Below are 15,666 nucleotides of genomic sequence, written 5' to 3' on the forward strand. Positions count from 1 at the left end.
CCCACCTTGATTTCGTCAGCAGTGTGGGGAGGCCGCGAGTGACGGAACGGTGCTGCCGCGCGAAGCGTCCGGTGCTGCCGCGCGAAGAGACCGGAAGTGCCGCTCGGCAAGCGCGATGTCAGTCGGTACAAGCCCCGGTCAGACTCTTGATCAACTCGTGCCGAGTGGTATCGGGACCGGCCCAGCCGTCGTTGGCGGTTGTCCTGCAGAGATCGGCAGCCGAGCAGGTCGTAGTTGATCGATCGCCCGCCGCGTATCTGCTGTTTCCGGCGCCCGAAACCTCGGAAACACGGCGGGCGATTGATCAACACCGCGCCGTGGGTGACAAGTCAGCATGAGGGCTGCTTCGGCTGGTGAACGGACCGCAGTCGACGGCAGAGCCGGTCGGGCCGTTGTCCACGGTCGTTGTCGGCTCATCGATGGACCACGGCTGACGGCTCGGTCGGCTGAGCCGTCGTCCACGGTTCGTTTTCGGCTGGTGAGGAGCCGTGGAGGACGGCTGAGTGTTCCGAGCCGTTGTCCACGGCTGGGTTGCGGCCTCGAAGGGGACCACGGGCGACGGCTGGGTTGCTCGGGCCGTGGTCCACGGTTCGCGGCGGCTGGTCGAAGAACCGTGCGCGATGGCGGGGTGACTGCAGCCGTGCGCGGCGGCTGGGTGACGGCGGCTGGTGCGAGGGCTGGGCCGGCCACGACGCGGCGGGGTCAGGGCTGGCGGATCCGGCGCAGGGCGGCCCGGGCGAACGACGTGCCGGTGCGCAGGCCGCCCCGTACGGCGGTCGCGGCCCGGCCGGGCACCGTGCCCTTGAGCAGGGCGATGATCCGGTACGCGCGGGCCAGCTCGGCATCGCGGGACGCGGCCTGTCGCTCGTACCAGATGTTCTGGGTGATCGCCTCGCCCAGCTCCCGCGCCAGACGGTCCCGTTCCGCGGTGAGCTCGCGCAGGGCCGCACCGCCGGGGCGGATCCGCCGGCCGGTCATCACCCCGAAGATCTCGGCGATCTCGGCGGGCAGGCCCTCGTCGCGCACCGCGTCGGCGAACCGGCGCAGCGCCTCCGCCGGTTCGCCCGGGGCGGCCAGTGGCTGGTAGCGGCCGTCCGGGGCGACCAGCACCGCGTCGGCGGGCACCCCGGCGGCCGGGCCGTCCCGCCAGCCGGTCACCAGCGACCGCAGGGCGGGCAGGTCGTGGCCGCGCCCGGCGACCATCAGCAGGTCGTGCAGGCATTCGCCGGCCGGCAGCTCCCGCGGCACCGGCAGCAGGTCCTCGGCCAGGTCCTCGTGCACCCAGCCGCGGCCGGGCGCGGGGGAGAGGCGCCGCAGCACCGGCCCGTCGGCGATCAGCGTCTCCGGCAGGCCGGCGACGGAGCTGGCGACGGAGCTGGCGGCGTTCGACGGCCGCGCGGGCGGGAGCGGGGAGTCGCCGGTCTTGGTGGCGACGACGACCCACCCGGGGGCCATCGCCCCGGCCAGGCCGTGGCGCAGCAGCCGGGCGGCGACCGGCCGCGGATCGGCGAGCAGCGGGCCGGGCGGCGGGGCGGTGCGGCGCAGCGCCGACGACAGGAAACCGGTCAGGGCCGGATCGGCCAGTGCGGCCGTCCCCAGCAGCACGGTCGGGTGGCGGGGGGACGGGAAGACCGCGTACTCCCGCAACGGGTCGAGACCCACCGACCGCAACCGGTCGCGCAGCGCGGCCGCCCCCACCGGCCTGGTCGGATCGTCGCCGGGCGGGCCGGACCACTGCGCGTCGCCGGGGTCCGCCGCCCCGGCCAGCAGGTCGTGGACACCGACCGGGTTGGCCAGCCCGAGCAGCAGCCGCCCGCCGGGGCGCAGCACCGCGAGCAGTTGGGCGAGCCCGTCCGCCCAGCTCGGGCCGGGACTCTCGGTGCTGCCGGTACGCTCCAGCCCGTCCAGTGCCACGACGGTGTCGTAGGCGGGGACCGCCGCCAGCTTCTCCAGGCTTCCGCAGCAGACCTCGAGTCCGGGGCGCCCGGGCAGCGCCTCGCCGTCCGGGACGCCGCGCAGCAGCACCGTCACGTGCCGGGCGGTGATCGCCGCGATCAGTTCCGGGCTGTGCGGGCCGACCACCAGGGTGTCGCCGTGCGCGCCCGCGGCCAGGGCCCGCAGCACCGCGCCGCCGGCCGGTTCCGGGTCGGACCAGTGCGGCATCTCGCCGCCGAGCAGCAGGGGGGTCACGACCATCGGAACAGCTCCCGCATCTCGGCGGCCGGCATCAGCCGGTCCGCGCCCAGTTCGGCCACCGCGATCTGCCGCGCCACCCGGTTGTCGACCGACGCCCCGTGCAGTTCCGGCCATTGGCGGCGGATCCGGGACCGCCCGCCGAACAGGTCCTTCTCGTCGCGCAGCTGCATCGGGTCGCCGTAGACGGCCGGCTCGCACCCGGCGAGGATGCCGTAGAGCAGGGCGCTGCACAGCCGGTTGGACGCCACCCGGGCGTGCCGGCGCTGCTCGGCGAGCTGCCGGTCGAGGAACCCCGGGTCCAGGTCCCGCCACCGGCCGCCGCGGTACCCGTGGCAGATCACCCGGAAACCGGCCCGCTCGTAACGGCGGCGCAGCCGCACCGACCGGTACTCCTGCCAGTACAGGCAGACGGTGACCGGGCCGGGTTCGGTGGCGCGGATCTCGGCGATCAGGCGGTCGTGGTCACCGTGAACGTGCTGGCCCTCCCAGCCGTGGAAGGGATACCAGATGGTGCCTTCCCTCGGCTGATCAAGATCGGGCGCCGCCGCGACCAGATAGGCCCACGGCGCGCCGGTCACGTACACCCCGCGATGCCCCATCGACCAGGCGCGGCGGCGGGTCGTCTCGCTCCACACGAACGACGGGATGCCGGGCACGTACTCGTGGTCGGGGGCGAGGCCGTCACCGATGTTCCAGCCGTGCTGCAGGTATCCGCGGATCCGCGGCGGGCCGGCGCCGTCGAATCCGGCGTACCGGGCCAGTACATGCGAGTGGCCGTAGTAGTGGTTGGCGTGGTGCACGGCCCATCGAAGCGCGCCGAGACGTCCACCACGCGAACACGAGACGTCCCTCAGGCGTCGGGTGGGTCAGCCGGTGACCTTCGCGAGGGCGTCGGCGTACGCCTGGTAGCCCTTCGTGTCGGGGTGGAACGACTCGGACACGTTGTCGGCGAGCGCGTTGATCCACGGCTCGTCCGCGCACGCCTCGTGCCCCTCGAACGCCTTCCGCACGTCCACGAAGGTGAACCCGTCGTGTTTGCCGGTCTGTGTCTCGATCGCCTCGTCGAGAGTGTCCGCGGCCGCGTTGAGCACCTCCCGCCGGGTCGCCGACAGCGCGTCACACCTGGTCTCGGCACCGACCACCAGGTGGGGGTAGCCCAGCACGTACACCTTCGCGTTCGGCGCCCTGTCCCGGATCGTGGTGAACAGGTCACCCAGTTCGTCCGGCATCGTCGCCAGCCCGGTGACCGCCTTCTTCACCGACGACGTGCAGGTCTTCTCGTCGCCGAGCAGGCACTGCTGCAGGGTGGTGGTGAACCCGGCGTCGTTGCCGCCGACCGTCACCGTCACCCAGCCGGTCTTCTTGTCCAGGGCGGACAGCTGTTTCTCGGCCACGTCCGCGATCCGGGCTCCGCTGCACGCGTTGTTGACGACCTCGCCGACCGTGTCGCCGGTGCGCCCGGCCGCCCACAACGCCGGGTACGACCCCGCCGTGCTCACCAGGCAGGAACCCGGGGCGTACCCGCCGCCGCCCAGGCCCGCCGCGTACGAGTCACCAAGCGCGACATAGTCCGTCGCGGCCGGCACCGCCGTCTTCTCGGCGGCGGCGGGGGCGTCGGCGGTCGTGGACGAGCAGGCGGCGGTGAGCAGAACCGCCGTGACGGCCAGGATCGGGTGCGGTTTCAACGAGAACAACTCCTGACGACGGGTGGCGACTGCCCCGATGGTTGCACGCGGCATACTCGTCGGCGTGACCACTGCGCGCACCCCACGTCTCGAGATCGAGTACTGCACCCAGTGCCGCTGGCTGCTGCGGGCCGGCTGGACCGCGCAGGAGCTGCTCACCACGTTCGCCACCGACCTCGGCGAGGTGGCCCTGGTGCCCGGCGTCGGCGGTGTCTTCGAGGTCCGCCTCGACGGCGAGCTGCTCTGGTCGCGCAAGGCCGAGGGCGGCTTCCCGGAGCTGCCGCACCTCAAACGCCTGGTCCGGGACCGGATCGCCCCGGACCGCGACCTGGGCCATTCGGACCGGAAGACCGGCACCTGAGCGCGCCCTTTGGCAGAGTCGGACGGGTGACGGTCAAGAGCGCCCTGTCGAACTGGACGGCGTACACCCCGGTCCTGGCGATCGTGGCGCTGCTCCTCAGCTACGGACGCGTCCTGCCACCGGCCGCGGTGGTGGTCATCTCGCTGTTCCTGGCCGCCGCGGTGCTGGCCGCCGTCCACCACGCCGAGGTGGTCGCCCACAAGGTCGGCGAACCGTACGGCTCGCTGATCCTGGCGGTGGCGGTCACCGTGATCGAGGTGGCCCTGATCGTCACCCTCATGATCAGCGGCGGGGAGAGTTCGCAGTCGCTGGCCCGGGACACCGTCTTCGCCGCCGTCATGATCACCTGCAACGGCATTCTCGGCATCTCGCTGCTGGTCGGAGCACTGCGCCGCCGGATAGCCGTGTTCAACCCGGAGGGCACGGGCGCGGCCTTCGCCACCGTCACCGCGATCGCCACCCTCAGCCTGGTGCTGCCCGCCTTCACCACCAGCAGCCCCGGCCCGCAGTTCACCCCCGCCCAGCTGGGCTTCGCCGCGGTCGTCTCGCTCGGCCTGTACCTGCTCTTCGTCGGTGTCCAGACCCGCCGCCACCGCTACTACTTCCTGCCGATCACCACCTCCGGCGAGGTGATCGACGCCGAGGAGCACCTCGACGCGCCGTCGCGCCGGACCGCCCTGACCAGTCTCGGACTGCTGCTGGTGGCGCTGATCGCGGTGGTGGGCCTGGCCAAGGGCGTCTCCCCGGCGGTCGAGTCCGGCGTCCAGAACGCCGGCCTGCCCCAGTCGGTGGTCGGCGTGGTGATCGCCCTGCTGGTCCTGCTCCCGGAGACCATCGCCGCGGTCCGGGCCGCGTCCCGGGACCGCATGCAGACCAGCATCAACCTGGCGCTGGGTTCGGCGATGGCCAGCATCGGCCTGACCATTCCGGCGATCGCCGCCGCGATGATCTGGCTGCCCGGGCCGCTGCTGCTGGGACTGGGCGGCACCCAGATGGTGCTGCTCGGCCTCACCGTCGTGATCGGCACGCTGACCGTGGTCCCCGGTCGCGCCAACATCCTGCAGGGCGGCCTGCACCTGAGCCTGCTGGCCGTCTTCCTCTTCCTCGCCGCGAGCCCCTGACCCCCGCGTCGGTCCGGCCGGGTCCGCCACGCACTCTTTCCACACATCGGGTACGCCCGGACGGCGCCCGTCTGCGTCCTCGTCCTTATGCTCCGCGGGTCAGGTGCGGCGGCAGGCCAGGGCGGCATGGCGGCCGTCGCGCCACAGCAGGCCGGACTCGGCGAAACCGGCGGCGCGGGCGGCCTGCGCGTGCCAGGCCGGGCCGCCCGCGAACTCGGCGGTCGGACGGTCCCGGAACACCTCGGACCGGGCCGCCAGCAGCGGCGCGAACTCGGCTGCCGCGGTCAGCTCACCCCACCACTGGGTCCAGGCCAGTTCGGCGGTGGCCTCGCCCGGGACCGGGTCCAGCGCGCGCATCACCGTCGGGGCGTGGTCGTCGGGCATCAGGTCGGCGACCACCAGCAGGCCGCCGGGGGCCAGGACGCGGCGGATCGCGCGGTACAGGGTGCGGATCGGCGCCGGATCCAGATAGTGGACCGTCATCACCGCCGTGACCAGGTCGTACCCGCCGCCCGCCGCGGCGGTCCAGGCCGGCGCGGTCAGGTCGGCGTCGATCACGTCCACCGCGCCGGGCAGGGCGGTCCGGGCCAGGGCCAGCAGCACCGGGTCGATGTCGACGAGACCGACCCGGGCGCCCGGCCAGCGGGCGGCCATCCGTTCGGCGAGCAGGCCGGGACCGCCGCCGAGGTCGAGCACGCGGGTGGGCGGCCCCCCGTGCAGGCCTTCGGTGACCGTGCCGATGACGCGTTCCAGGGCGGGCAGGCCGGGGACGAAACCGGTCATGACGGTGTCCCAGGCGGCGCGGCGGCCGGCCACGCCGACGGGGTCGAGAGCGGTGGACGGCATGGGCCTACCTCGGTGCGAAAAGACTAGAAACGACAATCGTTTCTAACCGGGCGCCCTAACCGGAGGACACGCGGGGTGGGTGATCGTCGCGACGGCCGCGCGCGAACCGGCCCGCGGACCCGTGCGGTGCCGGCCGGGCGAGCATGCGGGCGACGGTCACCGGTCGAGGGCGGCCAGCGCGTCCAGGAGACGGTCGATCTCCTCCCGCGTGGTGTAGACGTGCACGCTCACGCGTACCGAAGCGGTCTTCTCGCCCTGGGCGCCCTGGCAGTGACCGTCGGCACGGACCAGCAGCCCGTCCGCGGCCAGGATGAACCCCAGGTCGTTGGAGCCGATCGCCCGGTGCCGGAAGGCCACGATCCCGTGCCGCTGCTGGACCGCCGAGTCCGCTGTCAGGCTGCGCTGGCAGCCCAGGATCTCGTAGGCGGCCATCTTGCTCAGCCCCTCGGTCAGCCGTACGCCGAGCGCCTGGTTCCACTGGGCGATCCGCTCCAGGTCCGCCTCGTCGAGCCAGTCCATCGCGGCGGCGAGGCTGATGATGCCGCTGGTGTTGGGGGAGCCGTTCCAGCCGGCCGGCTGGAAGACCGGGCCGCGCCGGTTGCGGGCCCAGACGGCGCCGGTGCCGGGCAGCGCCATCGCCTTGTGGCCGGAGAAGACGACGAAGTCCACGTCGAGGGCGCCGACCGAGATCGGGAGATGGCCGAAGCTCTGCGCGGCGTCGAGGCAGATCGGGATGTCGGGGCCGGCGAGGGCGCGCAGGCGGTGCACGTTCATGTCGTTGCCGTAGACGTGGTGCACGTGGGTGGCGGCGATCATCCGGGTCCGCGGGGTGATCATCTCGGCGACGCGACCGGTGGCGTAGTCGTGCGCCGCGTCGTAGGGGATCGCCCGCACGGTGGCGCCGGTCAGGGCGGCGGCCTCCTGCCAGGGCAGGATGTTCGCGCTGTGGTCGGCGAACGGGACCAGGATCTCGTCGCCGGGGTGCAGTTGCGGGGCGAGCCAGTCGCGGGCGACGGTACGCAGGCCCTCGGTGGTGCCGCTGACGAAGTGCACACCGGATTCGCCGGGTGCCGGGTCGGCGAGGAAACGGCGGAGCCGGTCGCGGGCGTGTTCGATGCGGGCGGTGGTGCGGTTCGCCCACGGGTACGTGCCCCGGGCGGCATTGGCGTTGCCACTGGTCAGATAGGTCATGACGGCGTCCAGGACGGGTTGCGGCTTCTGCGAGGTGGCCGCGCTGTCCAGATACGCCGTCTCCGGGTTCGATGTGATCTGGGGGAACTGTCCGCGCAGGGTGGACTGCCAGGTCATCTCAGTCACGCACCAGGGGGAGATCGGCGTCCCGCCAGGCGATGACGCCACCGGCGAGCGAATGAACCGCCGGATGTCCCATCTTCTGCAACAAGGCGGCGTAGGAGGCCGATTTCTCTCCCACCGGGCATACCAGGAGGACCGGCTGTCGGCGGCTGAACGGCAACCCCGCCGCCAGCATCTCCCCGAACGCCTCATCCACGATGTTGATCGACCCGTCGATGTGCAGCGCCTGGTAGGCGTAGGGACTCCGCAAGTCGATCACCAGCGCGTCCCGGGCATAGGCCTCGGCGGCCTCGACCGCCACCACCGGGGCCGCGGCGACCTCCGCCGGCGACAGCGACCCCACCGAGTGCGGCCGCGCCGGCTGCCCGAACAGGGCCGGGCGGCGTTCCCGCAGGTAACTCAGGTACGACTCGACGCGGTCGCAGATGATGAAGACCGCGGACCGTCGCTCGGTCAAGGACGCGTCCACCGTACGCAGAAACCGCACCGCCCCCTGATAGGCGCCCCCGCCGGTGGGCCCGGCCAGCATCCCGCACCGCCGGACCAGGGTGAGCAGCCCGTCGATGGCCTCGTCCGCACTGACCGGCTCCACGGTGTCGTAGACGCCCGGGTCGAACAGGCCCACCTCGTGCACCTCGTCGATGGTCCGGATCCCCGGGATGAAGTCGTTCTTCGCCGAGACCAGCCCGATCACCCGGGTGTCCGGGTCGTGCTGCCGCAGCGCCCGGGCCACCCCGGTCGACGACCCCGCCGTGCCCACACACGCGATGAAGTAGTCCGGGGCGTTGCCGTCCAGATCCTTGACGATCTCCGGCCCGGTGCCGTTGAGGTGCGCCTCCACGTTGAGCTCGTTGAAGTACTGGTCGGTGTGCACGAAACCACCGCCGGACTCGGTGAGCCGCCGGTACATCCGGGTCAGCGGGTCGTCGGTGTCCGTCGGGTCGAGGCACTCGGACTGGCCGGGCAGCTCGTCGATCTCCGCGCCGAGCAGCAGCAGCAGGTCCTTGATCTCGGGGACCTTCATCCGGTTGGTGACGCTGCGGAACGGCAGGCCGTGCATCCCGGCGATCAGCGCGAGAGCCTTGGCGGTGTTGCCGCTGGACAGCTCGACCACCGTGTCACCGCGTTCCGCCGCGCCCGCCAGCATCGGGCGGACCATGCTCCAGGCGGCCCGGTCCTTCACCGACCCGAACGGGTTGAGCAACTCCATCTTGGCGTACAGGTCGATGTTGCGCAGGCCGTGCACGGCCGGGTCGATGCGCACCAGGGGCGTGTTGCCGATCGCCTCGGTGATGTCGTCGAATCTCATGGAGCCCCCTCGGGCCAGTAGTTCTCGTCGAGGCACCAGCGCCATCGACCGTCCCGCCGGTACAGCGCGACCATGGGCGTGACCGGCCGGCGCACCGCGGTGGTGGCGACGAAGTCCATGAAGTAACCGGCCGTGTTGACGAACACCAGCAGGTCGCCGGTCCGGGGCGTGCGGGGCAGCCGGACCTGCCGGCGGGTGATCAGGTCCGACTCGAGGCAGAGGTTGCCGAGCAGGTACGCCCCTCTTTCCTCGCCTTCGCCGTCGTTGTCGCCTTCGCCTTCGTCTTTGCCGAGGAGCACCGGATCCATCAGCACGCCGTGCTCCTCGGTGCTCACGTCCCGGGCGTTGGCGTCGACGCGCACCAGCAGGTCGCCGTCCTGCCGGCGGACCTCGACGACCCGGGTCAGGACCAGGCCGCACTGGTCGAGCAGGGCGCGGCCGGGTTCGACGTCCAGGTCGTACATGTGGTCCAGCAGCAGGTCGCCGAGGGGCCGCCGCTGTCCGGGCGCGGGCGTGTCCAGCAACTGGTCGAGGTAGTCGGCGCCGGCCGCCCCGCGGTGCGCCGGATAGACGGTGAGGCTGCCGCGCAGGGTGCCGTTCTCGGCGCGCAGGCCGTACCCGTGACCGTTCCAGGTCATCGGCGGCCGGTTGCCGAGGACCGCCTGCGCGAGGGCCGAGGTGTAACGCTCCCACTGCGCGCCGTCGGCCAGGTAGTTGACGCCGTAGCCGCCGCCGATGTCGAGCGTCCACGGGCGCAGTCCCCGGGCCCGGCACTTGTCCAGGGCGGCCAGGGCGCCTTCGAACGCCACCGCCTTCTCGGCGACCGCGACGGTGTCCAGGTGGTAGGCGAGGCCGACGAGTTCGGCGCGGCCGTCGATCAGGTCGAGGGCGGTGTCGAGGTCACCGACCCGGATGCCGAACCGGCTGCGCCGGCTGACCATCTGCACGCCGTGCGACACGAATCCGGAGAGCCGGATCATGATCTTGGCGTTCCGGCCGGGGATGTCGGAGATCTCGGCCAGGGAGTCCACGGCCACCGTCACCCCGGTCTGGGCGGCCAGCCAGAGGAACGCCCGGTCCTTAGGGCCGGTGGCGAGGATCCGGTCCGGCGGGAAGCCCGACGACAGTGCGTGCTGCAACTCCTCCAGCGACGACACGTCCACCCCGGCGTCGGTCGTGCTCAGCTGCCGCAGCAGCGCACTGGACCGGTTGGCCTTGTGGGCGAAGTGGATCCGCCCGCGCAGCCGCCGCCGGCGGTAGACGTCGAGGAACCGGGCCACGTTGGCCCCGGCGCTCTGTGGCAGGACCACGTTGACCGGTGATCCGAACCCCTCCACCAGCTGTTCGAGGAGTTCCCCCTCATCCAGGACGGATCGAGTGATCGGCGCGATGCGAGGTGTCAAGGGCAGCATGGTGTCGACTCCCGGCGGGTCTCCGGCGCGCCCCCAACGTAACCGACCCCACCACCCTCCGCAAAGGAGTGATTACCGTGAGGAGTGACTCAAGCGGTCCGCAGATCCAGCGTGTGCCAGATCGCCGTCTCCTGATCCCCGGTCGACCACCAGAGCATCCCGTCCCTGGTCGCCGCCAGATCCGCCGCCGCCGACAACGCCACCGTCCGGCCGGTGTCGAGATCGTGCACGATCAACCCGGCCACCCCGGTCAGGTCCGCGTTCGGCCCCGGCTCGGAGAGGATCTCGAACCGGTCCAGCACCGCCACGTCGGTCACCGCCGCCTGCGCCTGTGGACCGGCCACCCGCCGCCGGTCCGAGCCGTCCGGGCGCATCGCGTCGATCCGGACCGGCCCGGACGAGTCCATCACCATCACCCGGCACCACGACGGGCTGCACATGCTCCACTCGGACGCGGCCACCGGCACGGCGACCCGGGAACCGGTCTCCAGGTTGCGCATCGTGATCGCCCCGGTCTGCCCACCGGCCGCGTCGTCGGTCAGCCACGGCCAGGCGGTCAGCGCCCACTGGCCGGCCTCGGTCCGCACCTGCACCGCCCCGCCGGTCAGCGCCACCGACCGGATCTGGGTGCTGCCACTGCCCTCGCCGGCCGTCCAGTGCACCCGGCCGTCCGCGACGACCAGGTCGTACTGCGTGCCGTAGAACAGCACGTTGCCGGTGTCCGCGGTGATCATCCGGGGCGACTCGTCGGCGTGCGCCCGCGCGGTCCAGATCTCGGTCGGCCGGTCACCGGTCGACTCCGTCCACAACAGATCCTCGCCGGACGCGGTCACCGTGTCGAACCGGGCGTCGCCGCCGGCCGGCAGGCGCCGCAACTCGCGCTGCCGCCCGTCCGCCACGATCACCAGCCGCAGCGCATCCCGGTCGCTGACCGTGCCGACCGCGGTGGTCGCGTCCAGGAACAGCAGCGGCTCGATCCCCAGATCCGGCAGGTCGGCCCGGGACGCCGACGGCCACGCCTGCGCGGCGGTGAGCCGCTCGTCACCGGCCGCGACCGGTGCCGGCTCCCGGTCCGGGACCGTCCCGGCGAGCAGCGCCCCGGCCGCCAGCAGCGCGGTGGCCAGGCTGATCCGGTTGCGGAGGGTCATTCGTACTGCTGCTTCGGTGGGGTGACCGGCTGCCACTGCTCGACCTTCAGATACGCGATATCGGCCTGATTGACCGGGTCCTTGCCCAATGTCGTGCTGTACACGCCGGTGATCTGCACCCAGGCGCCGGCCGGTGCGTCGATCACCGGACCGCCCTCCAGCCCCACCTTGATCGGCCGGCCGTCGGCGGCGCAACAGCTCACCACGATCCGGGCGATCATCGGGGCGCCGTTCTCGGCGGTGGTGACGAAACCGGTCAGCTTGAGCCGGCGCCCGGCCAGGCTGCGGCCCTCGTCGTAGACCACCCGCGACGCGTAGTCGAGCAGCCCCACCGCGACCGGGTCACCCTCGGGCAGCGGCGGGTAATCCGACCCGGCGTCGCCGATCGGCAGCGTGCCGGACCGGTCCGCGGTGTACGACCCCAGCGCCGGTGGGGCGACCAGCAACAATCCGAGCACCGGCAGGATGAGCAGCCAGCCCACCCGGGGTTCGTGGTGATGGTCGTCGGAGTTCCGCCAGGAGTACCACAGGGTCATCACGGCGGCGGCCACCAGCACCGCACCCGCCACGATCAGCAACGGGCGCAGGCCCTCCTTGACGTACCGCAGATAGAGATCGGTCAGCGACACCTTGAGGATCGCCCCACCGAAGAGAAGCAGCACCACCGCCTGCGCCTGCCGGTTCACAGCAGCACCACCCCGAAGATCGTGCCGACCAGGACCGCCAGCAGGAACGTGGCCGGGGCGAACCGGACCGCGAACCGGCGACCGAACACCCCCGCCTGCATGGAGATCAGTTTCAGGTCGACCATCGGCCCGACCACCAGGAACACCAGCCGCGAGGTCAGCGAGAACTGGGACAGCGACGCGGCCACGAACGCGTCCGCCTCACTGCAGATCGACAGCAGCACCGCCAGCACCGCCAGCGCCAGCACGGAGAGCACCGGCTGGGCCGCCACACTCTGCAGCCAGGCCTCCGGCACCAGCACGTTGATCGTCGCGGCGGCCGCGGCACCCAGCACCAGGAAACCACCGGCGTGCGCCACGTCGTGCCGGACCGCCGACCAGAACGCCTGGCCGCGCGGCATGCCGTCGAGGTCGGGCCGGTGCGGCAGCCGGATCCAGTCGGCCTTGCCGAGACGCAGCCACAGCCAGCCCATCACCACCGCGACGATCAGGCCGGCCAGGAACCGGGCCAGCACCATCTCCGGATCTCCCGGGAACGCCACCGCGGTCGCGGTCAGCACGATCGGGTTGATCGCCGGCGCGGCCAGCAGGAAGGCCAGCGCGGCGGCCGGTGTCACCCCGCGGCGGATCAGCGAACCGGCGATCGGCACGCTGCCGCACTCGCAGCCGGGCAGCACCACCCCGGCCAGCCCGGCGGCCGGCACCGCCAGCGCCGGACGTCTCGGCAGCGCCCGTGCCCAGAAGTCACGCGGCACGAACACCGCGATCACCGCCGACAGCAGCACCCCGAACACCAGGAACGGCACCGCCTGCACCAGCACCGACACGAAGACCGTCGTCCAGGTCTGCATCCGCGCCCCGGACACCAGCCCGGACAGCGGCCCCCGGAAGATCACCAGCAGGACGAGCAGCCCGGCCAGAACCTCGACCGATCCGATGCCTCCGACACCGCGGCGGTCCAGCGCGCGAGCCTCCGTCGTCACCCCTTCACTCCCCAAGCCGTCCGTAGTCCCGTCGTCGCAGGCTAGGAATCTACCGGCTGACCCCCGCCGGACAAGCTCTCCGGATGCGCCCGTCCGGGTGACAGATTTTTCGGCGTACGCGGGAAAAGGTCCCCAGTGGAGCGACGACCGTCACGACTTCTCCGGAATTCCGGGGAACTCCCGAGCGCCCCGTGGCGACTAACGGGCGTTCCCCGAAGACGAGGAACCGAAGCAAAGGAAGATGATGCAGACAGTCGCGTTCGCCCGCCGTACCCGTCTCGTGGCAGTCCCGGCCCTCTGTGCCGCGCTCGCCCTCACCGGCTGCGGCGGTACCGAGGCCGCGTCCCCGACCGCCGCCGGTGAGCCCGCCGCGAGCGCGAGCGCCGTGACCGCCACCGCCCTGACCGTGCGCGACCCCTGGGTGAAGGCCGCCGACAGCGGCATGACCGCGGCGTTCGCCACCCTGGTCAACAACACCGGCGCGGACGTCACCATCGAGTCGGCCACCTCCCCGGCCTCGCCGCTGGAACTGCACACCATGGTCATGAAGGACGGCGCGATGGTGATGCAGCCCAAGGAGGGCGGCTTCGTGATCAAGGCCGGTGGCACGCACGAGCTGTCCCCGGGCGGCGACCACCTGATGCTGATGCAGCCCACCGCGGCGATCAAGGCGGGTGACGAGGTCACGTTCACCCTCAACCTGGTCGGTGGCGGCACCGTCGACTTCACCGCCGTCGCGAAGCCGTTCGTGGGCGCGCAGGAGAGCTACGACCCGGGCATGGAGATGGGCGGCATGCCGTCGGCGTCGGCGGGCGCACACTCGTGACGATCGGTCGCCGGGCACTGCTCACCGGCGGCGCGGCGGCCGGCCTCGGTGCCGCCGCCGCGGCCGGTGCCGCCCTGTCCCGACGCTCGGACGGCCCGGTCGTCCCGGTGGCCGCGACCACCACCGGCACCGGAACCGACACCGGCACCCGCACCATCGCGTTCCACGGCCCGCGCCAGGCCGGCGTCACCGACGAGCCGCAGGCACACGGCGCGTTCGTCGCGTTCACCCTGGCCAAGGACGTCGACCGGGCCGCCCTGGGCCGGATGCTGCGGCTGCTCACCGACGACGCGTCCCGGCTGACCCGGGGCGAGCCGGCGCTCGCCGACACCGAGGCCGACCTGGCCGTGCTGCCGGCCGGCCTGACCGTGACGTTCGGGTTCGGTCCCGGCCTCTACCGGGCGGCCGGCCTGCCCTCGCCGGTCACCGACCTGCCGAGCTTCACCATCGACCGGCTCCAGGACCGCTGGTCCGGCGGCGACCTGCTGCTGCAGATCTGCGCCGACGACGCACTGACCGTCACGCACGCCCAGCGCATGATGATCAAGGATGCCCGGCCGTTCGGATCGGTGCGCTGGGTGCAGCGCGGATTCCGGCGCAGCCCCGGCGTGCAGGCCGCCGAGTTCACCCAGCGCAACGTGCTGGGCCAACTGGACGGCACGGCCAACCCGAAGGACGCCGCCCGGGACACCGCGGTCTGGAACGCCGACCACAGCACCCAGCTGGTGGTCCGCCGGATCCGGGCCGAGATCGAGACCTGGGACCTGCTCAGCGTCGGCGACAAGGAGAACTCGGTGGGCCGCCGGATGACCTCCGGCGCGCCGTTCACCGGCGTCGCGGAACACGACGAGCCGGACTTCACCGCGGTCGACGAGGGCGGACTGCCCGTGATGCCGGACTTCGCGCACGTCACACGGGCACATGTCACCGACCCGCAACTGAAGATCCTGCGCCGGCCGTACAACTACGACGAGGCGCCGGACTCGTCCGGCCGACCCGACAGCGGGCTGGTTTTCGCCTCGTACCAAGCTGATACCGCCCGTCAGTTCCTGCCCATCCAGCGGCGTCTCGCCGAGAAGGACCTGTTGAACGAATGGACGACACCGATCGGATCCGCCGTGTTCGCCGTTCCACCCGGTTGCTCGGAGGGCGGCTGGATCGGGGAGCACCTGCTCTCCTGACCCGCCTGCTGCTCGGCCTGACCGCCCTGGCCGCGGTGCTGCTGCCCGGTGCGCCGGCCTGGGCGCACAACGCGCTCGCCGAGGCCAGCCCGGCCAAGGAGGCGACCCTGAAGAAGGCGCCCACCGAGGTGAAGCTGCGGTTCCTGCAGAAACTGGACCCGGACTACACGATCATCTCGGTCAGCGACGCCGACAAGCAGAAGGTCGCCACCGACGGCCCGGAGGTGGACGGTGCGACCGGCGTGGTCACCTTCTCCGAGCCGCTCACCAACGGCGTCTACACCGTGGCCTACCAGGTGGTCTCCACCGACGGGCACACCGTGAAGGGCTCCTACAGGTTCACCCTGAACGACCCGTCCGCCACCGAGGCGCCCGCAGCCGCTGAGCCCAGCGCGGCGCCGGCCACCTCCGCCGCCGCGGTGCCCACCTCGTCGATCGCCGAGGCCACCGCCGGCCCGGACTTGACCGCCGCATCCGACAGCGAGGAGAGCGGCGACACCGGCATGATCGTCGGAGTCGCCGTCGCCGCCGTCGTGATCCTGGCCGGGGTGGCCGGCCTCCTGTTCGCCCGCAAACGCAACTCCTGATCCCCCATGAA

The 15,666-nt window shown here is 72.2% G+C and carries 15 protein-coding genes; 5 read left to right on the forward strand and 10 right to left on the reverse strand.

Going from position 1 to position 15,666, the window contains the following annotated elements:
* Positions 1 to 702: 702 nt before the first annotated feature.
* The 3 genes from WH85_RS00320 to WH85_RS00330 form a co-directional block, all read right to left on the reverse strand.
* Positions 703 to 2,196 carry a class I SAM-dependent methyltransferase gene (locus WH85_RS00320; protein WP_045739557.1) on the reverse strand — a complete coding sequence of 498 codons (1,494 nt, stop codon included), beginning with the start codon at positions 2,194 to 2,196 and terminating at the stop codon, positions 703 to 705.
* On the reverse strand, positions 2,187 to 2,996 hold the full coding sequence (locus tag WH85_RS00325) for a hypothetical protein (RefSeq protein ID WP_045739558.1): 810 nt from the start codon (positions 2,994 to 2,996) through the stop codon (positions 2,187 to 2,189). The genes WH85_RS00320 and WH85_RS00325 overlap by 10 nt, the downstream gene beginning before the upstream one ends.
* Positions 2,997 to 3,062: 66 nt before the next feature.
* Positions 3,063 to 3,935, reverse strand: coding sequence for an SGNH/GDSL hydrolase family protein (locus tag WH85_RS00330; protein ID WP_083448673.1), 873 nt, complete (start codon positions 3,933 to 3,935; stop codon positions 3,063 to 3,065).
* A 10-nt stretch (positions 3,936 to 3,945) separates the two neighbouring features.
* On the opposite strand from WH85_RS00330, the gene WH85_RS00335 reads away from it, so the two are divergent.
* Both WH85_RS00335 and WH85_RS00340 read left to right on the forward strand, forming a co-directional pair.
* A complete protein-coding gene (locus WH85_RS00335) occupies positions 3,946 to 4,242 on the forward strand; it encodes an Rdx family protein (protein ID WP_245673754.1) in 297 nt (98 codons plus the stop codon).
* A 26-nt stretch (positions 4,243 to 4,268) separates the two neighbouring features.
* The gene (locus tag WH85_RS00340; protein ID WP_157410651.1) at positions 4,269 to 5,363 is read left to right on the forward strand and encodes a calcium:cation antiporter; all 1,095 of its coding nucleotides are present in this window, start codon (positions 4,269 to 4,271) and stop codon (positions 5,361 to 5,363) included.
* A gap of 99 nt (positions 5,364 to 5,462) precedes the next feature.
* Here the strand turns inward: WH85_RS00340 and WH85_RS00345 are convergent, their stop codons facing one another.
* From WH85_RS00345 to WH85_RS00375, 7 genes are all read right to left on the reverse strand, one after another.
* Entirely contained in the window at positions 5,463 to 6,209 is a 747-nt protein-coding gene (locus tag WH85_RS00345; RefSeq protein WP_052720029.1) for a class I SAM-dependent methyltransferase, read from the reverse strand.
* Between the two features lie 156 nt (positions 6,210 to 6,365).
* Complete coding sequence (locus WH85_RS00350) at positions 6,366 to 7,517, reverse strand: aminotransferase class V-fold PLP-dependent enzyme (RefSeq protein ID WP_045739560.1); 1,152 nt, start codon at positions 7,515 to 7,517, stop codon at positions 6,366 to 6,368.
* Between the two features lies 1 nt (position 7,518).
* Positions 7,519 to 8,832, reverse strand: a complete 1,314-nt coding sequence (locus WH85_RS00355) for a pyridoxal-phosphate dependent enzyme (RefSeq protein ID WP_045739561.1) — start codon at positions 8,830 to 8,832, stop codon at positions 7,519 to 7,521.
* Positions 8,829 to 10,244: a type III PLP-dependent enzyme domain-containing protein gene (locus tag WH85_RS00360; protein ID WP_045739562.1), complete on the reverse strand. Its 1,416-nt coding sequence runs from the start codon at positions 10,242 to 10,244 to the stop codon at positions 8,829 to 8,831. The genes WH85_RS00355 and WH85_RS00360 overlap by 4 nt, the downstream gene beginning before the upstream one ends.
* 89 nt (positions 10,245 to 10,333) lie before the next feature.
* Positions 10,334 to 11,392 carry a hypothetical protein gene (locus WH85_RS00365; RefSeq protein ID WP_045739563.1) on the reverse strand — a complete coding sequence of 353 codons (1,059 nt, stop codon included), beginning with the start codon at positions 11,390 to 11,392 and terminating at the stop codon, positions 10,334 to 10,336.
* On the reverse strand, positions 11,389 to 12,078 hold the full coding sequence (locus WH85_RS00370; protein WP_045739564.1) for a TIGR03943 family putative permease subunit: 690 nt from the start codon (positions 12,076 to 12,078) through the stop codon (positions 11,389 to 11,391). The genes WH85_RS00365 and WH85_RS00370 overlap by 4 nt, the downstream gene beginning before the upstream one ends.
* Positions 12,075 to 13,061, reverse strand: a complete 987-nt coding sequence (locus WH85_RS00375; protein WP_245673755.1) for a permease — start codon at positions 13,059 to 13,061, stop codon at positions 12,075 to 12,077. The genes WH85_RS00370 and WH85_RS00375 overlap by 4 nt, the downstream gene beginning before the upstream one ends.
* Before the next feature lie 241 nt (positions 13,062 to 13,302).
* On the opposite strand from WH85_RS00375, the gene WH85_RS00380 reads away from it, so the two are divergent.
* The 3 genes from WH85_RS00380 to WH85_RS00390 are packed head-to-tail and all read left to right on the forward strand — an operon-like array spanning position 13,303 to position 15,655.
* The gene (locus tag WH85_RS00380; protein ID WP_052720030.1) at positions 13,303 to 13,887 is read left to right on the forward strand and encodes a copper chaperone PCu(A)C; all 585 of its coding nucleotides are present in this window, start codon (positions 13,303 to 13,305) and stop codon (positions 13,885 to 13,887) included.
* Positions 13,888 to 13,889: 2 nt separating this feature from the next.
* Positions 13,890 to 15,068 carry a Dyp-type peroxidase gene (locus WH85_RS00385; protein WP_083448698.1) on the forward strand — a complete coding sequence of 393 codons (1,179 nt, stop codon included), beginning with the start codon at positions 13,890 to 13,892 and terminating at the stop codon, positions 15,066 to 15,068.
* Positions 14,981 to 15,655 carry a copper resistance CopC family protein gene (locus tag WH85_RS00390; protein WP_083448674.1) on the forward strand — a complete coding sequence of 225 codons (675 nt, stop codon included), beginning with the start codon at positions 14,981 to 14,983 and terminating at the stop codon, positions 15,653 to 15,655. Before WH85_RS00385 ends, WH85_RS00390 begins: the two co-directional genes overlap by 88 nt.
* Positions 15,656 to 15,666: the final 11 nt, after the last annotated feature.

This window comes from Actinoplanes rectilineatus, from assembly GCF_000962825.1.
Classification (GTDB): Bacteria; Actinomycetota; Actinomycetes; order Mycobacteriales; family Micromonosporaceae; genus Actinoplanes; species Actinoplanes rectilineatus.

Excerpts from the sequence above, each read along its gene's own strand:
- WH85_RS00390 (WP_083448674.1), top strand. The coding sequence starts at position 14,981 with ATGGACGACACCGATCGGATCCGCCGTGTTCGCCGTTCCACCCGGTTG.
- WH85_RS00345 (WP_052720029.1), bottom strand. The coding sequence starts at position 6,209 with ATGCCGTCCACCGCTCTCGACCCCGTCGGCGTGGCCGGCCGCCGCGCC.
- WH85_RS00330 (WP_083448673.1), bottom strand. The coding sequence starts at position 3,935 with ATGCCGCGTGCAACCATCGGGGCAGTCGCCACCCGTCGTCAGGAGTTG.
- WH85_RS00320 (WP_045739557.1), bottom strand. The coding sequence starts at position 2,196 with ATGGTCGTGACCCCCCTGCTGCTCGGCGGCGAGATGCCGCACTGGTCC.
- WH85_RS00355 (WP_045739561.1), bottom strand. The coding sequence starts at position 8,832 with ATGAGATTCGACGACATCACCGAGGCGATCGGCAACACGCCCCTGGTG.
- WH85_RS00365 (WP_045739563.1), bottom strand. The coding sequence starts at position 11,392 with ATGACCCTCCGCAACCGGATCAGCCTGGCCACCGCGCTGCTGGCGGCC.
- WH85_RS00380 (WP_052720030.1), top strand. The coding sequence starts at position 13,303 with ATGATGCAGACAGTCGCGTTCGCCCGCCGTACCCGTCTCGTGGCAGTC.
- WH85_RS00360 (WP_045739562.1), bottom strand. The coding sequence starts at position 10,244 with ATGCTGCCCTTGACACCTCGCATCGCGCCGATCACTCGATCCGTCCTG.
- WH85_RS00350 (WP_045739560.1), bottom strand. The coding sequence starts at position 7,517 with ATGACCTGGCAGTCCACCCTGCGCGGACAGTTCCCCCAGATCACATCG.